Source organism: Humibacter ginsengisoli (assembly GCF_054780095.1).
Genome location: NZ_BAAGWZ010000001.1, coordinates 48,789 through 69,491, shown reverse-complemented (window position 1 = coordinate 69,491; position 20,703 = coordinate 48,789). Strand labels below are relative to the sequence as shown.

Sequence of the window (20,703 nt, the reverse complement as noted above, 5' to 3'; positions counted from 1 at the left end):
GGTCTCGTCGGTCGGCTGGATGATGTTGCCGTTCGCGTCGAGCCGCTCGATGCCACCGACCAGGCCGGCATTGATCTCACCGCCGAACAGGTTCCCCGACACGGTCACGCCGAGCGAGTCGATCTGGGTGATCGGGTTCTGCCCTTGCAGCAGCAGTTCGGGGTCGATGTGGATGCCCTGGATCGAACCCGAGAAGTCGAGGCCGGACAAGCCGTTGAGGCCGGTGACGCTCGCTGACAGGATCAGCTCGAAGTCGCCCGGGTCGCTGATGCCGTCGGGGAAGCTGACGCCGATCGAGTCGATGTGAATCGGTAGCCAACTCGGCCATTGGAACGAGCCGCCCGTCGCCGAGCCGACCGAGATCGTGATGCCGAAGCCCTTCAGGGTCTTGAAGGTGCCGTCGCCCAGGAACTCGAAGTTCGTCGCCGTACCGGTGAGCGCGAGCGGGCCGACCGTGACCTTCGCGCCGACCGACTGGAACGACACGAGAGGCTGGTCGGCCGCGGCGCCCGTGTTCAGCACGAATCCCGTCGCCGACAGGGTCAGGAAGCTGCCGAGCTTGATCGTCATCGTGTCGACGTCGAGCTGGAACGCCTTGACCGTGCCGTCTGCACCGAAGTCGATCTGCGCGCGCAGTGCGTCGGTGTTCGGTGTGCCATCGGGGTTCACATCGGTCGCGGAGTTGCTGTCGCTCAAGGTCGCCGTGACCGCCTGCCCCGGGAAGAGCGTTGCGCCGCTCGTCGCGAAGAAGATCGAGCCGGTGAAGACCGGCGCCTGGCCGAAGGTAACGGACAGGTTGTCGACGCCGACGGTGAGGCTCTTCAGGGTCAGGATGCCGAACAGGTTGATGGCGCCGTCGGACGACGCCGATCCGGGCGTGGCGGCGAGGTTGTTCTGCGTGCCAGCGCCGGTCTGCGACAGTCCTGGCGCGTAGGTGAGCGATGCCTCGCCGATCTGGAAGCCGTCGTCGAAGACGACGAGTCCGGGGATCATCGTCGCGTCGGATGCCGCGGCCGGCTGCAGCGGGTTCGGTGTGCTCGCCGGGTCGGGCGCCGGCATGGTCGACGGGTCGACGTTGGCGCCCGTCTTCGTGTCGAACGGCGAGAGCTTGCCTGTCACGTTGAGCTTCGGCAGCGTGATCGTGGCGGTGTTGATCTGCACGAGCTTCTGATGACCGGTCTTCGGGTCGAAGTTCGGGTCGTACTGAATCTGGATGCCCTGCGCCGACAGTGTCACGACGTCGGGGATCGTCGCGGTGAGCCCGGCCGCCGTGATCGACCACTTGCCGGTCGGCGCGACGCTCAGATGGCCGGACAGAGCCCCGAGCACGTCGACCGAGAGACCGAAGCTTCCGGACAGCCCGGTCAGCGCGACCTTCACGCCCGAGCCGGACTGCGCCGGCTTCATGCTCGTGGCACCCGCGGTGGTTCCGCTGGTCGAGCTCGTCTGCGGGGCCTGACCGAAGTTCAAGGTTGCCGCGTTGACGTTCAGCACGACCGTGACGACGAGCTTGCCGTCGCTGAACCCGACGTCGCCGAGGCCGATGCTCGGTCCGTTGAGTGTGAGCGGGCCGAGGTTGAAGTTGCCGGAACCGGTGGTCGAGCCGGGTGCAGCGGGGTCGAGCGTGATGGTCGAGCTCTGGCCGGGAATGTCGTCGCCGACCGGGATGCCCGTCGCGGGAGCGCCGAGCGTGGTCCAGGCGGGGGTCGCGACCCCGTTCGTGATCGAGCCGAGGAAGTTCACGGTCAGCGTGCCCTGCTGGAACAGCGGCGTCGCGCCGGTCGAGTCGGTGTCGACGAGGAAGTAGCGGTAGGTGAGGCTCGTGGAGGTGCCCGCCTTGCCGCTGATGAGCACCGGCGCGCCACCGAGCAGGACTGGGGCGCCCGCGACACCGTCGGCGCCCAGCTCGACGCCGTCGAGAGCGGTGCCGCCGAGGGTGAACTCGGGGCCGGCATCCGTGATGGAGGCGGGATCGATCGGGGTGCCGTCGAGGCTCGTGAAGGTGACGTCGAGGTAGCCGCGCGCGTTGAGGTCGGCGGGCCGCATCGTCGTGCCGCCGCCGATGAGCTGTGCGATCGGGCCGGGCAGCTGGCCCGCCTGGGCGACGACGTAGAAGCGGTCGACGCCTGCGAGGTTGCTGGCGCCGTGCGTGTCGTGGAAGGCGCCGCCGGTGAAGTGCACCTCCCACACGCCGACGAGGGCTCCGCTGCCGGCGGGCAACCCGCTCACCGAGTACACCCACGTGTTGACCTTGCCTGCCACCTTCGTGCCCTTGCCGACGGTGAAGCCCGGGGTACCGGACAGCTGGTTGCCGTTGAGGAACACAGTGAACGGCGCTGTCGCAAGCTGGCTGTCGTCGAAGCCGAACCCGTTGAGGTCGTTGTAGGCGACCTCGATGCACGGGGCGCCGTTCGTGCAGTCGCTGCCCGACGGCGGACTGCGCAGGTCGCCCTCCGTGACGACGGCGCCGTTCATCGGGCTGGCGAGGTCGGCCGTCGGGAACAGCAGCGGCGGGGTCGTGGTGGTTGCCGCGTCAAGGGCTGCGAGCTGGGCGGAAGCGGATGCCTGCACATCGGGCGAGGCGGCCCCGGGACCGAAGGTCAGGCTGCTGAACTGCGGGAAGAGCGAGAAGCCCGTCACCTGGAAGCTGCTGAGCCGGAATCCGCTCTGCGGGCTGATCGAGAACGCGGCCGAGCCGGAGAGCTGCGCGATGCCGGTGTTGTCGAGGGCGAGCGACACGGTAGCGCCGATGACCGCGAGATCGAGGGTGCCGTCTGGTTCCCGCGCGACGGCGAGGGAGCCGCTGATGTCGAGCATGCCCGGCACCCAGATGTCGAGGCCGGTCGCGACAAAGCTGAACGTGTCGGGCTGCACCAGGCCGGCGGTGCCGTCGGTGGCGGCCGGGCAGCTCCCCGAGGTGCCGGGAGCGGTCACGCACACGGCGGTCGCGCCCGTGTTCACCTGGAAGGTGACCGTGCCGGCGATCCCGAGCCCGTCGAGACCGACGAGAGCGAGGTCGCCCGTGACGAGGATCGCGAAGCTCGAGCTCGCACCGCTCGTCTCGTGGAACAGGACGGACGCGTTCGTGATGAGCAGGCCCACGGCGTCGGGGTTCGTGGTGTTGTCGGCGTTCAGTGCCGGCCCCTCGCCGACGAAGACCTTGAGCTTCGTGCCGGCGAAGTTTCCGCTGCCGTCGATCGCGAAGTTGCCCTCGATCTCGAGGAGGTTCTCGAAGTTGAAGGAGACGTCGTCGGCGACGATCGAGATGTCCGAGGCCGGAGTGCCGCCCGGGCCCGCCACGATGCTCACCTGCACGCCTCCGACCGACACGGTCTCGTCGACGGCCGCGTTCGTCGTGTTGACGGTGACACCGACGGTGCCTGCCGAGAGCTGGATGCCGCCGAAGCTGAACCCTGCGCCGGCGGTGCCCTGCAGTGTGGCCGCGAACCCCGACGTGCTCGTCTTCGTCGCCGGAAGGAAGACGAGGGCGCCGACGAGGTCGCTGACGATCGGGGTCGCGTCACAGGTCGACGCGGTCGTTCCTGTGCAGTTGTCGTACAGCGAGATGCCCGACATGGCGACGGTGACGAGCGTCGCGCCCGCGGCATCCGTGGACTTCTGGAACAGGAAGTTCCCGTTCAGGTCGACGCCGGCGAAGGCGAGGTCGAGGTTGTCGGCCTCGAGCTGGAGGTACGGCCCGGCGGGCAGGTCGATCGTCTCCGGGGTGCCGGCGACCAGTACGGTCTGGTTCACCGCCGCGGAGTTCGTGTTGACGTTCAGCGCGAGAGTTCCGGAGATGCTGACGGGCAGGCCGTTCGTCGCAAGGGTGACCGTGGCCGTGCCGGAGACTCCGCCGGGCTGCACGACGAAGGCCCCAGAGCCGTTCGTCACGGTGAGGCCGGTGCCACCGGCACCGAGCGTGATGCTCAGCTGGTCGAATCCGACGGTGACGACCTTGACGCCTGCCGTTGTCTTCTGCTGCTGGAACGTGAACACGCCGCTCACGGTCTGACCCGCGATCGTGATCGTGTCGGGGTTCGCCGAGGACCCTGCGGTCACGGTGATGGACCCCGGGTTCAGCGTGTCCGTCTTCGTCGGGTCGGTGGGGCTCGGCAGCGTGACCGCGGCTGCCTCGGTGTTGATGCCCACGTCGACGCTGAGGCCGTTCTGGCCGAAGGACAGCGTGCTGCCGAGGGATGCCTGCAGCGCGGCACCGATCGTGACGGTGCCCTCGATGTCGGCGGCGATACCGGCGCCGGTGAGCTGGGCGGTGCCGTTCAGCGTGACGGTGAGCAGTGTGTCCGTGCCGTTGCCGAGCTCGAGCGCCATGTTCTCGAGGTCGATGGCGGTGGTCGTGCCGCTCTTCGTCACCGTGAATCCGCCGGTCAGCGTCTGCCCGGCGATGCCGAGCGTGACGTCGGTGCCGGCGATCTCGATGCCGACCGGCAGGTCCACCGTGGTGGTCGGGTCGCTGAGGCTCTGGATCGTCTGCGACTGCGATGTCGTGTTGACGCTGAGCTCGAAGGTGCCGGATGCCGTGATGTCGGGCACATCGAACGCGAGCTGCACGGTGAGCTCGCCGAACACGCCGCCGGTGGCATCGACGGTGAAGTCGCCTGCACCGTTCGTCAGCGAGATGACGGGCGCTCCCGCGGGGCCGAAGCCTGCTGCGACGTTCGCGAACGCGAGCGTGAGGCCGGCGCTGGTCTTCGTGATGCTGACATCGCCGGAGAGGCTCTGCCCGGCGATGCTGATGGCGATCCCCGTGGCGGCGACCTTCACGTACGGTCCCGCCGGCAGCGAGAGCAGCATGGTCCCGTCGCCGACGGGGATGTCCTCCGACACGGCCTGTGCGCCCTGGTTGAGATCGAGGCTGAGGGTCTGGACGCTCGCGGCGATCCGCCCGCCGATCGCGAGCGAAGCACCCGCCGAGACGTGCCCGGCGAAGCTGCCGTCGCCGAGCAGCAGGAGCGCGGTGCCGTTCGTGAGTGAGAACCCGGTGCCACCGTCCGCCGGGAGGGCGGAGTCGCTGCCGAGTTGCCCGACGAACGCCGTGACGTCGACAGCGCTGATCTCGAGGGTCGTGCCGTCGTCGCTCGTGCCGAGCGTGCCATCCGCACCCGGCGTCGCTGACTGCTCGAAGGTGAACTCGCCCGAGAGGCTGACCACGTCGCCGATGGACAGCGTCGCCGGGGTGCCTGCGCCGACCACGACCTTGACGAATGGACCGGCCGGCAGTGCGGTCCCGCCGACTGTGGTCGCCGTCTTCGTGGTGTTGAGCTGCAGTTCGCCGGACGCCGAGAACGTGATGCCGGCAACGCCGATCAGAGCAACGGAGACCTGGGCGTCGGCCGCGACGCCCGCCGAGGTGATCACGATCGTGCTCGTCGTGTCGCCGGTGGTCGAGAGCTCGACACCTGCGGCACCGCTCTCCGCGTCGGCGGCCGTGCAGTCCACTGCCGTGCTGCCGGGTGCGCCGAGGAACGCGCAGAGGTTGGTCACGGTGATGGTCGTTGTGGCGGATGCGCCGGCGCCGGCCTGGGTGAAGCTGAAGTCGCCGCTGAGCTGCTGTCCGCCGATTGTCAGCGAGATGCCGGTGCCGCTGACGGCGACGCCGGCGGCGACCGTCGTGGCCGCCGCGGTCTGACCGTCGATGGTGATCGCGGGGACCGTCTGCGCTGCGCCCGTCGTGTTGATCGCCAGTTGCAGCGTGCCGCTGAGCGTGACACCCGGAACGTGGAACGCCACGGTGCCACCGACCGTTCCGGCCACACCCGCGGCGCCATTCGGGGCGATCACGAGTGCTCCGTGCCCGTCGCTCAGGGTGAGCACGCCGCCGCCGAGGCTCAGCCCCACGTTCGACAGGGCGATCACGGTCTGCGTCTGTGCGGCATCCGATCCGGTCTGCGTCGTCGCTTGCTCGATCGCGACGTTCCCCGTCAGCTTCTGGCCGTCGATCGATACGACCACGTCGTCGGCCTCGACGCGCAGGAACGGTCCGGCCTGGAGGTCGAGGGCGACGGTCTGGCCGCCGACGGTGACGGACTGGCTCACCGCGTGCGCCGCCCGGTTGATGGACAGGGCGAAGCTGCCGGACACCTGGAAGTCGGAGGGCAGGAGGCTCGAAAGGTTCACGGTGCCGGAGAGCTGCGCAGCGAGCCCGCCCGCGGCTCCCGGGCTGCCGGAAGCGCCGGCGGCGGCCGGAACGAGCACGAGGAGGCCCGCGACGCCGCTCATGAGCTGGTCGCCACCGAGAGTCAGCGACCCGCCGGTGACCGCGAGGACCGTCTCGGCCTGGCCACCCGAGCCGGTGCGCTGGATGAGGACCGACGCGGTGAGCGTCGCTCCTCCGATGGTGACGGTCGCGGGCGAGACGCCGTCTGTTCCGGTGACGGTGACCTGGAAGAAGGGACCGGCAGGCAGGCGTACGGCCGTGCTGTCGTCGCCCGGCGTGGTGTCGAACGTCGCGGCCGTCGCGCCGGTGTTGAGTTCGATCTCGACCTGGCCGCTGAGCTTCGCGTCACCGAGTTGCACGGTGCCGTCGGGCGACCCGCCGCCGAGGTCGACGGTGAGCCCGCCAACGAGTCCGGCCGGGGTGGCGTCGAGGTTGCCGGAGAAGTCGAGCTCGGCGATTCCAGGGAGGTCGAGCTTGCCGCCGGTGAGGGCGACGCTGACGTCGCCGCCCGACTTCGTCACCGTCAGAGTTCCGATCGTGAGCGCCTGGCCGGCAACGGTGAGAGTCAGGCCCGTGCCGGTGAAGCTGACGAGGAGCGCGCTGGTGTTCGCCGGGTCGGGCGCGATGGAGAGCGCGACGGTGCCGCTGAGCGTCACCGACGGCACGTTCAGCACGACCGTGCCGGAGATCGTCGCGGTGGGCAGCGAACCGGTCGCGATGGTGAAGGTGCCCGCCCCGTCCGTGAGGCTGACGATGGGCGTGACACCGCCGAAGCTCGCGCTGACGTTGCTGAGGGTGACCGTGGTCGTGGTGACCGGCGGCGTGCCGTTCGTCGTCTGCGTGACCGCGACATCCGCCGTGATCGACTGGCCGGCGATGCCGAGCGTGATGCCGGTGCCGTCGAACTCGACCGAGACGTCGGCCGGGATGTTGAGCGGGACCGGGGTCAGCCCGCCGGTGTCGATCTGAGCGTCCACCGCTGCACCGGTCGTGTTGATCGTGAAACCGACCGCGCCGCCGAGCGTGATCCCGACGCTCGGGTCGATCGCGACCGTGCCGGAGAAGCGGGCGGCGATGCCGGCGGACGTGACGACCAGGGCGCCCGTGCCGCCGGTCAGGCTCACCGGCCCGAGCGTGACGGAGAGGTCGGTCACGGCGACGTCGAGTTCGGTCGAGGGCGTCGCGCCCGGTGCCGCGCCAGGTGGCGGCGGGACCGACACCCGCTCGAGCGCGAACGCGCCGGAGACCGTCACGCCGCCGACCGCCAGCTGGGCGAGGTTCGTCGCATCCGCAGGGTTCGCCGCGTTCGCGACGCCGAGCACGACGCGTACGCTGTGCGCCGCGATGATGTCGTTGTTCGATCCGGTCGCCGCGGCGCCCGTCGTGTTGAGCTGCACGCTCGCGTCGCCGGCCGGCACGGTCAGTGCGACGCCCGATGGACCACCCGCGCCCAGGGTGACACCGGCAGCGACATCCACGACGACGCCGGCTTTCGAGACGGTGATCGACCCGTGCGAGATGTCCACGTCGAGCGCGAACGTTCCCGCCGCGACACTGAACTTCACGTCGTCGGCCGTGACCGCGACCTCATCCGACCCGGACGGCGGGCTGATCGGCGTGATGTCCGAGCCGAGCTTCACCGCGAAGGTGCTCGTCGCGGAATCGAACGTGAACCCGAATGCACCGGTGAGGGCGAGGCCGGACACCCCGAAGTCGAGGTCGCCGACGACGTTCAGCACGCCGCCCGTGACGTCGACATCCAGCGTGCCGCTCAGCGTGACGCCGGAGATGCCCACGAGGGCGACGTTGCCGCTCGCCTGGATCGCGGAGTGGTCCGAGCTGAAGGTGCCGTTGACATCCGTGAGCAGCAGTCCGACGGCGCTCGGGTTGGGCACGGAGTTGCCCGCGTCGAGGAAGGCCGGTCCTGAGCCGATGAACACCGTCGAATTCGAGAGCGTCACCGTTCCGCCGCTGGACGCCCCGACGGTGCCGATGATCTGAACGACGTTGTCGATGACAACGCTGGCGGTGACGGTCGCCGACACGAACGGGGTCACCGTGCCGTTCGCCACGGTCGCCACCTGGTCAGGGGAGGTGAAGTGCAGAGCGATCACCGTGCCCGCAACGGTGATCGATGTGTCGATCGGCTGCTGCGAGCTGTTGAACATGACGGATGCGCTCGCCGAGGCGGTGAATCCGCTCGAGCTGGCGTCCACCGACCCCGAGAAGCTGCCGGCGACGCCTCCGTCGGTGCCGCCCGCCGTCGTCGGCGAGACGATCTCGAACGCGCCGGTGACGTCGTTCAGCGTCAGGGCGGCTCCGGAGGTCGTGGACCCGGCCGCGCCGAGCGAGACGGTGACGCCCGACATCCCGATCAGGGTCTGGGTGGATGCCACCTGCTGCAGAACCTGCGGCCCGCTGGTCCCTGACAGCACGAGGTCCGCATCGGTGTCGGTGTCCACGTTGGCGACGACCGCCCCGTTTCCGCCGACGGTCGACAGGCGGGTACCGGTGTCGAACGGGGTGCCGGAGCCGGCGCTGCCCAGGTTGCGGAAGACGAAGGTGCCTGTGGTGTCGGCGCCGGCGCCGGTCTCGGTGAGGACGAGATCGGTGTGGCCGTCGCCGTCGGTGTCCCCGAGGGCGAGCCCGTAGTGCGACGCGAGCGCGAACGCCGGTGCGAGCGCGACCGGCTCGCCGAGGTGCGCCGGAACCGCCGCGACGGGAGGAGTGGCGGAGCTGTTGGCGGCCACCGCGGCCACGCCCAGGTAGACGACAGGGGCCGTGCCGAGCTGCGCTCCGATCACGTCGGGCAGCCCGTCTCCGTTGACGTCGCCGACGACGACGGATGCGCTGTGCCCCGGAGCGGCGAAGGCTGCGGCGGCCTTCAGTCCCTTCCATGTGCTGGTGGTGACCCCGTTCGTCGTCGTGAGCGTGTCGCCGAGGTTCATCGCCACGCTGTCGCCGGTGGATGCCGCGTCGGAGTTGCCGATGAACACGTCGAGGTGCGAGTCGCGGTCGATGTCCACGAGGGCGATGGCGGTCGCATCGGGTGCCGAGAAGCCCGACGTGCTGGCCGCTGTCGGGCCGAAGCCGGACCACGCGGTCTTCGCGCCGACACCCGCGAACACCTCGACGGCCAGCGTCGGACCGCCGACGACGACGTCGACGATGCCGTCTCCGGTGAGGTCGCCGACGGCGGCCGTCGTCGCGCCCGGCGTGGCGAGCGTGGTCGATCCGGTTCCGGTGGTGTCGGGCGTGTCGGCGAAACCGTTCCAGGTCGCCTTCGACCCGGGGACGGCCGGGTTGGCGGGTGTCGTGCCGAGGTTGCGCAGCACGGCGGTCTTGTCTCCGACGAGCAGCAGGTCGGGCAGGCCGTCGCCGTCGACGTCGGCGATGACGATGGATGCCACGTTCTCGGTGGCCACGGCGCTCGGCAGCGTCACCGTCGTCTGCGTGTAGCTGAGGGCATCCGGGCCTCCGCTCGCGCTCGGCGTGGCCGTGCCGAGCAGGACCTGGATGCCTGCAGCGGTCGCCGTCACGATGTCGGGCGTGCCGTCGCCGTTGACGTCACCGACGGCGACGGCGTTGCTCGGAGTCGTCGAGAATCCGGCGACCGCGCTGAACGATGAGCCCCCGCCGCGCTGCACGGCGAACGAGCCCTTGAACGTGAACGCGCTGTCGACGGAGAGCGACGCGTTCGTGAGCGAGAGACTGAACAGCGGCCCGGCGGCCTCCTTCAGCGTGACGGGAGTGGTGACATCGACGGCCGCGACGCCGGTGTTGATGTCCAGGGCGATGCTGCCGCCGAGCGTGATGCCGCTGGGCAGGGCGAAGATGCTCTGGTTCGCGGCATTGGTCAGATCTCCCGTCAGGTGCGCGGCAACGCCGGCGCTCGTGACGAGAACGGTGCCTCCCCAGCCGAAGGTCGAGTCGATGTGCACGAACGAGCCGATGGTCAGCGTCATGTTCGTCACGCCGATCAGCACCGAGGTCGAGCCGCTCGCGGTGGACACCTTCACCGTGAAGTCGCCGCCGATCGTCTGGCCCGCGATGTCGAGTTGCACGCCTGTGCCGCTGAGTTGCACGGTGCCGGGGTCGAGGTCGACCGTGGTCGGCGGGGTGGTGCTGGAATCGGTCACGACGGACTGCGATGTGCCCGTCGTGTTCAGCTCGACCATGAGCGATCCGAGGAACGAGACGCCGGGCACGTCGACGGCGACCTTCCCGGAGATCTCGCCGAACACACCGCCGGCCACGTCATCTGCGGTCGTGGCCGTGTCGGCGCCCTGTGAGGGGACGAGCGTGAACGAGCCGTTCAGGTCGTCCGCGCTCACGAGCGGGGTGCCACCGGCCGTGAAGTCGAGCTCTCCACCCGAGATCGAGACCGCGACGCCCGCGGCGCCCGAACTGAACGAGATCGACGCCGCCGAAAGCGTCTGCCCGGCAACGCCCAGCGTCACGTTCGTGCCGGTCACCGTCACCGTCGGGTCCGGCGACACGGCGGTCGTGTCGAACATCACCGAGAAGGTGCCCCCGAGGGTGACGCTCGGCACGTTCACGAGCGCGACGGTTCCGGTGACGCTGCCGACCAGCGCGTCGCTCACGGTGCTGGTCGTCTGGTCGGAGTTCGTCACGATGACCGTGCCGATGGTGACGTCGGCCGAGCCGTTCGTGAGCCGCAGCAGCTCAGTCGAGGTGGTGCCGAGCAGCACGGTCACATTCTTCGCCGCGATGTGAACGGTGCCGGCCTGCTGGGTGACGGTGAAGTCGCCGCTGACCTTCTGGCCGGCGAGCCGCGCGATGATGCCGGTGCCGCTGAGCTCGACGTACGGGCCCGCTGGGAGATTCAGTGAGACATCCTGACCCGCGAGCTGCACGTCGGCGGTCTGCGCCGTCGCGAAGGTGTTCACCGCGAGCGACACCGCGCCCTCGAGGTCGAACGGCGAGCCCGCACCGAAGGAGAGCTGCGCGCTCATGGTTCCGGCGATGCCGCCCTTCGCGATCACGAGCAGACCGCTTCCGCCCGTGACGGATGCCATGTCGCCGAAGCTCAGAGACACGTCGCTGACCGCGACGGTGGTGACGGGCCCCGCGGCCGAGTTGTTCCGGGTGACCACGATGTTGCCCGTCAGTGTCTGACCGAGCACCGTGAGGGCGACGCCCGTGCCGCTGACCTGGAGTGTGCCCGTTGCGGTGTCGACGTCGAGGGCGATCGTGCCCGTGAGCGTCACGCCGGGGACCGCGATCGCCGCCGTGACGGCGATGCTGCCTGTGACGCCCGCGGCCGTGATCGTGAACTGGCCGTCGCCGGATTGCGTGAACGTCGCCGCCGAGCCGAGCGACAGCACGAGGTTCTGGGCGGCGACGGTCACCGTCGGCACGTCGTCGGCGGTTCCAGCGGTTCCGTCTGGCCCCGGCGCCGTCGACTCGGTGATCGTGAGGTCTCCGGACAGCGTCTGGCCGAGGATCGAGAGCTGGAGTCCCTTCCCGGTCAGCTGCAGGAACGGACCCTTGGTGAGCGTGAGCGTCGTCGGCACCCCGGCGACCGTGAAGGTCTCGTTCACCGCAGCATCCGTGGTGTTGACCTGCGCGCCGATCGTGCCAGAGACCGACACGTCGGGGATCGTGAGCGCGACCGTGCCCGAGACGCTGCCGGCGACGCCGTCGGGCGTGAGCACCAGCAGCAGGGCTCCGCCGGTGAGGCTGGCGATGCCGCCGAGGTCGAGCGACACGTCGGATGCCGCGATGCGCACATCCTCGCCGCTCGTCGTCGTGCCGTCGACGGTCGACGTGACGGGAACTTCGTCGAAGGCGAAGTCACCGCTGAGCGTCTGGCCGAGCACGGTCAGTGCGAAGTCGTCGGCCTCGAAGCGCACGTACGGGCCGCCGGGAACATCGACCGTGACATCCTGCCCGCCCACGCTGACCGTTTCGCTGACGGCGGCGGTGCCGGTGTTGATCGCGAGGGTGAGCGCGCTGCTGGCCGTGACACTGGCGGGAAGCGCGACCGTCACGGTGCCGGAGAGGGTTCCGGCGACGCCCGAAGACCCGATCACGAGGACGCCGTGCCCGCCGGAGAGGCCGACGCCGATCGCGCCCGATGTCGGGTCGGTGACGTCGCCGCTGCCGACGCTGACCTTCGCGTTCGACAGGCCGATCGTGGTGACGGCGTTGCCCGCGGCATCCGTCGCCCGTTGAATCGCGACGTCGGCCGTGATCGACTGGCCCAGAACGGTGACGCTCAGCCCGACGGCGTCGACGCGCACGAACGGTCCGGCCGGTACGACGGTGCCACTCGGCAGCGTCACGGTGGCCGCTGTGGTGTTGACCTCGACGGCGAGCTTGCTGGCGTCGAACTGGATGCTCGGGGAGATGCTCACGGCGAAGGTGCCGGTGAGGTGGGCGGCGACGCCTGCCGAGGTGATCGAGATCTCGCCGGATCCGTCGCTCAGCGACGCGACGCCACCGAGTGCGACGCTCGCGTTCTTCACCGAGACGGTCAGCCCGTCGCTCGACGACGTGATCGTGAGGTCGCCGGAGAGCGTCTGGCCCAGCACCGCGATGGTGGCACCGGTTATGGAGACCTGGGTGAGCATCGATCCGTCGGCGAAGGTCACCTGAACCGGATCGGCGGTGCTGCCAGGGATCGTGATGGCCTGGTCGATCGGCAGACCCGTCGTGTTGACGCTCGCCGTCGCCGTGCCCGTGATCGTGACGCCGCTCACGCCGATCAGCGAGATCGTGCCGGTCGCCGAGACCGCGAAGACCTTGGTGCCCTGTGCGTTCTGCCCCTCGACGATGCCGATGGTGGCACCGGTGACGAGCACGCCGACCGCGTTCGGGCTGATCGACCCGTCGTCGAGGAACGCGGGGCCTCGGCCGACGAAGATCTGCAGGCCCTGCCCCGCGACGACCTCAGCGCTCGTGAGGCCAACGACCGTGGCAGTGCCGAACTCGAAGCTGCCCTTGACGGTGACGTCGTCGCTGATCTGCAGCGTCAGGTTGGAGATCGCGAAGTCGAAGACGACCGCACCGGCGGGGTCCGGGAAGCTGATCGGAACGGTGGTGCCGCCGACGACGATGGAGGTGTCTACGGTCTGGAGCGTGGTGTTGACGCGCACGTCGACGGTGCCGCCCGCCGAGACACCGGGTTCCGCGGCCGTCAGTGTGCCGGTGAAGTCGCCGGCGATGCCGCCGCTCGTCGGCGTCGCGCCCGTCGTGGCGGGGATCACGGCGAGCGCGCCGGTGCCGCCCGTGATGATCGTCGTGCCACCCGAGAGCACGGTGAGCCCGCTGAACCCGACCACCACGGTGCCGGTGCTGCTCCGGGTGATCGCGAAGTCCGACTGCAGCTCGAACGATCCGACGGTGAGTTCGCCGCCTGTGACCGAGAGCGAGAACTGACCGTCTGAGAAACCGATCGCGAAGGTGCCGGTGCTGAAGTCGAGCGGTCCCGCGGTGAACTGCACACCGGTGAGCACGAGCGAGCCCGAGTCGCCTGCCGCACCGAGGGTGAGGGTGCCGGTGGCGCCCGCGATCGTGACGATGCCGGCGATGTCGAGCAGCGGGGGCGCCATGCCGCCTGCGGGGGCCGAGGGGTCGGAGACGGTGACGGTCAGCGATCCCGAGGCGTCGGTGATGGAGACATCCGCGGTCAGCTGGAGGCCACCCGCCGTCAGCGTCGCATCGGACACCGAGACGGTGAGGGCAGTGCTGCCGCTCGTGCCCGTCAGGCCGACGGATGCCGCGCCGGAGAGCGTCACCCCTGGCACGTCGAGCGCGACCTGACCGGAGGCCGTGACGCTCTCGACTGATCCGGCGGAGAGCACGACGGTGGCCGACCCGTCGACGACGGTCAGTGCGCCGCCGCCGAGTGCGAGGTCGAGCTTCGAAACGGCGATGGTGGTGGTCGCCGCTCCGCCGGCTCCGGCCGTGCTCTGCGTGATCGAGACGTCGCCGCTGAGCGTTTCGCCGAGAATATCGAGCTGGATACCGGTCCCCGTGATCGCGAGTTTCGTCGTCGCCGCCGAGGTCGTGTTCACGCTGAGGCTGAGCGTGCCGGAGACCGACACCTGCGGAACACCGACGAGAAGCGCGCCCGACAGGGAGCCCGTGATGCCGTCGGATGCCACGACGAGAGTTCCCGCGATGCCCGTGAGCGTGACGGCGGCGGTCGCGAACCCGGCGTTCGCCACCGTGATGGTGAGCTGGCCGTTGCCGGCAGCGTCGAGGCTGTGCTCGACCGAGACGTCGGCCGCGATCGTCTGGCCGGCGATGGTGAGCATCGCTCCGGTGGCGGTGACGGCCAGCTGCTGCTTCGCCGTGTCGACGGTGACGCCGACGGCCCCGGTGAGCCCGAACGATCCGGATGCCGCGGTCGCGCTGATCGTCGCAGCGAAGCTGCCTGAGACCCCGTCCGGTGCAATCGTGAGCCGGCCCGTGCCGCCCGTGAGGCTGAGTCCGCCATCGCTGTCGGCACCGCCGAGGGAGACCTTCGCGCCGCTGATGCCGAGTTCGGTGACGGTGCCGCTCGCCTCGGTTGTGCGCGTGACCGCGATCGTGCCGCTCGCCGTCGCCCCGTCGACGGTCAGCACCGCATCCGTCGCCGTGAACGCGAACGACGGGCTCGTGCCGGTGTCGAAGGCGAGCGAGAAGCCGCCCTGAGCGGTGAGTGTCGCGCCGGGCAGAGTGGCGGTGACGCTACCGGTCAGCGGTGCCGTCGTCGCCGCCCCGGCCGCGGTGAAGGTGACCGACCCGGTGAGCCCGCTCGCCGCGAGCAACGGCGTGCCGCCGACGGCTATCGATCCGGCGAGATTGCTGACGGCGACGGTGAGGGTGCCAGGAGCGCTTGTGACGGTGATGTCGCCGGTGAACGTTGTGCCGAGCAGCGAGAACGTGACCCCGGTGGCGGTCACCGTCGCGCCTGCCGCTCCAGTGAAGTCGAGTGCCTGCGTGCCCGAGCCGAGCGGGAGCTGAAGATGGAGAGCCGAGGAGAACGTGTTGTACCGCACTTCGGCGGTGCCCGACAGCGCTACATCCGGAATGCCGAGCAGGCTGACGGTTCCGCTCGCGTCGATCGCGACCTCGGCGCCGGTCGTGTCGGTCGCGAAGGCGATCGTCGCATTCGTGAGCAGGATGCCGTTCGCCGCGGGGTTGCGGTCGCCGCTGGGCAGGTCGAGCGGTCCGTCGCCGACGAACACGGTGAGACCAGTGCCGGCGAAGACATCCATGCCGTTCTGCACGGTGGTGCTGATCGTGCCCTCGATCGACACCGGGCCGAAGTCGAGCTTGCCCGTGACGACGAGCTGGAACACCGGCGCCGCGAACTCGACCTCGATCGTCTGCCCGCCCACCTGGATGGCTTGGTCGATCCCCGCCGCGATGGTGCTGAACTGCGCGGTCACAGAGGTCGCCGTGCCCGAGACCGTGACCGTACCGGTGAACGTGCCGGCGACGCCGCCTGCGGCGACGACGAGTGCACCGGAGCCGTTCGTGATGCCGTCACCGCCCACGGTGGCGGTGACCTTGGCGAGGCCGAGCACGACGGTGGAGCCCTGCACGTCGACGGCGATGTCGGCGGTGATGCTGTCAGCCGCGGACGTGATGGTCACACCCTCGGCCGTGAAGCCGCTCGCACCGTCGGGCAGGCTGAGCACCACGGGTGTTCCCGTGCCGTCGGTCGTGGTCGGCACCGTGATCGGGGTCGTTTCGAGACCGGTCAGCTCGTTGCGTGTGAAGGTCGCTGTGGCGGGGCCGAACGTCACGTCCTGCACCCCGTTGACCTTGAGGCTCCCGGTGACCTGTACGGCAACGAGCGGGGCGGAAGCGGCATCCGCCTGCCTCACGACGAGCGCCAGCGTGCCACCGGTGATCTCGACGTTCACCCCGGCCGCATCGCCTGCCGTCAGCGTCACGCCCTGTGCGGACACCGTGACCTGGCTGCTGCCGTCGGCGCCGTGCGAGGCGGTGACGGCGACGGCGCCGGTCGTGATGCTCGCCACGCCGGTGAGTTGCAGCGCGAGGCCGGTCGCCCCGATGGTGAAGGTGCCGGCCGTCGCCGCCTGACCCGTCAGGGTGTACGAGAGGGTGGGTCCGGTGATCGTCTCGTTGCTGTCGCCGCCGAACGTGACGCTGTGCGCCGAGATCGTGATGCTGCCGGTGAAGAGCGGCACGCCGGTGGCCATGCTGACGCTCAGGCCGCTGGCCGCGAGGGTCGCATCCGTGAGCTCTATGAGACCCCCGACGCCGAGTTCGGGGTAGCTTTCGGAGAAGTTCGGGACGCTGCCGAAGTTCGCAAGGGCACCCGCGATCGCGGTGAACAGGTCGGTGGCCTTGAGCCCAGCGATGAACTCGCTGAAGTGCGGCAGGGCCGCGGAGACGGTGCCCGGCGCGGTGGTCGACGCGATGCTGACGGGACCGGCGGTCGGGTCGAGGTACCAGATCGTGGCATCCTGCGCGCTTCCACCGGATCCCGGGTCACCGACCCCGATGCTGAGCTGCGGCGCGATGCGGAACTGGGTGATTGGTGCGCCGGTCGCCGCGTCGAAGGCCTGGAACTGGTAGATGTCGCTGAGCGCGAGCACTCCGGCAGAGGTCGCGGGGCGGATCGTGATCAAGATCCACGCGTCCGCGGGCAGTGAGCCGGGTGCGAAGGTGAGGGTGGCGGAGCCGGCCGTCACGGTGCCGCCGGTGGCGGCGGAGATGAGCACCGATCCCGCAGGAGGCTGGAACGCCTGCGACTGGGGAGCGGGGCTGGCCGTCGTCGACGAGGTGACGAGGTTGAGTGCGGTGCTGTCGGGGTTGCTGGATGCCGTGGCTGAGGTCGCGTCAGTACCTGGGGGGCCGCGTCCGGCGTTCACGATGAGCCGGGTGCCGCTCGCGACGCCCGAGCCCGCATAGGCCTGTGTGCCGACGTGCACGATGTTGACGGCGTCGCCCGCATCGCCGGCGGTGTGGCCACCGGCGCTGGACGATCCGGCGGCCGCCGAGGCCGTGAGCGTCGTGGTCGCCGGAACCCCGATCGGCCCGCCGGCGTAGACGAGGATGCCGTCGGGCAACGTGCTGCTCGTCGTGACCGCCGCGACGTCGAGCGCCACCGAACGCACGGGCACCGTGCTGAGCTCGGGCAGCGCGGTGTCGCTACCGCCGCGCGCGGAGGATGCCGCGGCGAGCGAGTCTCCCAGGGCGCGCAGGGCCGCGAGCTCGACCGTTGCCGACACCTCGGGGCTCGTCGCCCATGGCGTCGTCAGCGCGCTGGTGTTCGAGCCACCGGTCGCCGCGACCGTCGCCTGCCCGGCAACGTCGAGACTGCGGTCCGCCGTTGCTGTGGTGGTGTGCGTCGCATCGGTCACCGCGACACGGGAGGCTGTCGTCGCGGCATCCGCCTGCTGAGTCGCCGTCACGTCGAGGCTCGCTGCTCCCGTGGTCGGACCGGTGCCGAGGCGCGCGTTCGTCGAGACCGTCGAGAGGGTGATGGCGCCGCCGGATGCCGAGTCCGTGGCATCCGTGCCCGAGGTCTCGTCCGTCGTCGACGTCACGCCGAGTCCGCCGACCCCCGCGAGCCGGGTGCCGTCGCCGACCGTGCTGCTCGTGGAGTCGTCGACGACGAGGGCGGCGACGGCGGGAGCGGCGCTGCCGGTGGCCGCGGTCACCCCGTTGGTACCGCTCGCTGTAGAAACGACATCCACACGGCCGGACTCGGCGCCGGTCGCTGGGACGAGCACGACGACTCCGTCGAGTTCGCTGCTCGTGGTCGAACGGGTGACCCCTGTCGCGCGTGCTCCGGGTTGCTGCCCCGTTGCGCCGTCGGCTGCGGATGTCGTCGCCGCTGCCGACAGCCCGCCGGTGACAGCGGTGGAGACATCGACTCCTGCCGCCGTGACGGAAGCTCCGCCCAGCGTCGCGAGAGTCTGGCGGTCCAGGCCCGCGCTGGCGTTCACTCCCCCGCCGGCGGAACCCGCCGCATCGGCGCGAGCGGCGGCGTCGTTCGTCGCCTGCACCGTCACTGTGCCGGAGGCATCGACGGTGCTGTTGCCGATGAGCTGGGCGATCGCCGTGCTCACCAGGTCGGCTTCGGCGTTGGCCGGGCCTGCCGAAGATGCGGAGTCCGCCTCGGCGTTCGCCGTCGACGCAGAGAGCAGGCTGATGGCTCCGAGCGCGCGCAGCGCGGAGTCGATGACGTCGACGAGGGCGTGCGACGAGCCCTGCGCCTGGGCTTGTGCCGCGGCGGCGACGATGAGATTCAGCCACGAGTCCGCGGAGAGCACGATGTTGTGCCCGCGCAGGGTCGCTCCCGTCACGCCGACGGACGCGTCCACGTCTGTCGCGCCCGGAGCGCCATGATCGGATGCCGCGAGTTCGAGGTCGCCGTCGCCGAGGTCGATCGTGCTGCCGTCCGCGACGGAGATCGTACGGCCGCGCAGAGTGAGCCCGGTCGAGCCCGACCAGCTCACATCGCCCGAGACCGATACCGAACCCGAGCCGGCGTCGATGACCGCTTCACCCGACGGCGCCGCAATGGTCACCGTGCCGTCGCCGTCGAGCCCGTGCACCGTCACCTCGTCGGTACCCGAGGAATCGAGCGAGACATCCGTACCGCCCGTCGTCACCTCGACCGTTCCCGAGCCGGAGTCCGTGACGTTCTCGACGCCCGTCGCGGTGAGGCTGAGCCCGTCTCGGACGATGTCGAGCGTGTCGTCGAGCTGTGAGAAATCGGTCGTCGCGGCGGGCCCTGCAAGGCTGAGCGTGTCTGCGCCGGCGCCACCGTCGAAGCTGAGCGGAACAGCGGTGGGAGCGCCCGAGATGCTGACGGTCACGTTGTCGTCGCCGTTTCCGCCGCGGATCGCCAGTGCGGTCACACCATCGAGCGACAGGGTCGCGACCTGACCGGATTCCGTTGTGAACGTCACGCTGTTCGACCCGCTCACGTAGCCGAGCGTTCCGACGAGCGGCGAGCCGTCGGAGTTCGCGAGGGTCGCTGTTCCCTCGGCCACGCTCCACTGCGGGGTCGCGACGGCCGGCGCCATCGCGTCGGCGGCGAACCCGCTGAGGTTCGCCTTCGGCGAGGATGCCTCCGCTGGCGCGTTCGTCTGGGTTGGTGTGTTTCCGCCCTGATCGCCCGTCGACGCCGTGTCTGCCGGCGCCGAAGCGGCGCCGGAGTCCGTCGGAGTCGGGGCGGGCGTCGTGGATGCCGGCGATGGCGCAGGCGGCGTGGATGCCGCTGGCGTCGGCGGCGTGGATCCGGCGGGCGCGGGGGCCGGTGGCGCCGGGGCGGGCTGCGCGGGGGCTGGTGTTGCTGGGGCAGGCGGGGCGGGAAGCTCGGGAGCGCTGTCGACGCCCTTGACCTCGCCCGCTGCGAGAGTCTCGGCCATCAGCCCGGTCGCCGTGTGATCCAGTCCGAGCGCATGCCCGAGCTCATGGCGGACGACGGTGACGAGGCTCATGTGCTGCGAGGCGGGATCGGCCGGGTAGTCGACGTCCCAGCCCCAGTCGGCAGCGGTTGGGTCGATGACGATGCTCGTGCCCGTCGTCTGCCCGAGGGTGAGCCCGCCGAGGTCCCCGATCGAGGCGGTGACGCCGCTGGGGTCAGCGCCGACCGACCGCCAGTCGGCCTCGGCTTCTGCGAGCGCTGCGTTGAGCTGGCTCTGCGTGAGAGGCGCGCCCGTGACCGGGGTAGCGGGAGCTGCGGCCGCATCGAGGTTCTGCGGAGTGCCCGTGTCCGATGCGGTGGTGTCCGACCCCGTCCCTGTTCCCGTACCGTCGCTGCTCGTGGTCGTCCCATTGGACGTTCCCGCTGTTCCGGACGAGTCCGGCGTGCCGGAGCCGCCGCTCGTGCCAGCGCCGGAGCCGCCCGTGGTCGAAGCTCCGGTGCCGGTGCCACCCGTGGTCGAGGTCCCGTTACCGGCGCCAGTACCCGTGGTCGAGTTTCCACTGCCGGTGCCGGTTCCCGTGTTCTGGCCACCGGTCGATGTGGTCGTAGGCGTGGTGTCCACCGGGCAGGAGATCGACGCCTGCTGGCCGGCCGTGCCGGCGACGGTGGTGCAGTTGCCGGTGCCGTGCGACAGCGCCTGAGCGAGCTGCTGGAGTGCACTGCTGAGTTCTTGCTGCGCCTGCTGCTGGGCCGCCGCGGCCTGCTGCTGCGCGTCCTGCTGGGCCTGCAGCAGTGCGAGCTGCTGGGGAGTCAGCGTGACGACGGCCTGTTGGGCGGCGAGTGCGGCGCGCTGCTGTTGCAGTTGCTTCGTCTCAGCGGCGAGGAGTTCCTGCAGTCGCGCACTCGCTTCTGCAGGGCTGACGGCGATGACGACGGCGGGCTCGCTTCGCAGTGGCACCTGGGCCGGTAGCTGCTGCTGCGACTGCACCGCGGGGACGGATTGGGGCACCGCCGTTGGTGTGGGTTCCGATGCGGCAGCCGCCATGGTCGGGTAGAGCATCCCGGCCGCGGTCACCCAGGCTGCGAGAGTCGCGACGAGGCCGAGCACAACCGACCTGGTCGGCTGCGCTACGCCACTCGACGCGCTCCACAGACGCAA

General features: G+C 70.3%; 1 protein-coding gene (cut by a window edge). It reads right to left on the bottom strand.

What is annotated here, in order from left to right; genetic code table 11:
- Nucleotides 1-20,703 carry the 5' portion of a beta strand repeat-containing protein gene (locus tag ACYVI5_RS00200; RefSeq protein ID WP_460578484.1) on the bottom strand. Its footprint begins 17,463 nt before the window's first position, so 20,703 of the gene's 38,166 nt are visible here — the first part of the coding sequence; its start codon is at nt 20,701-20,703; its stop codon lies beyond the left edge, outside the window.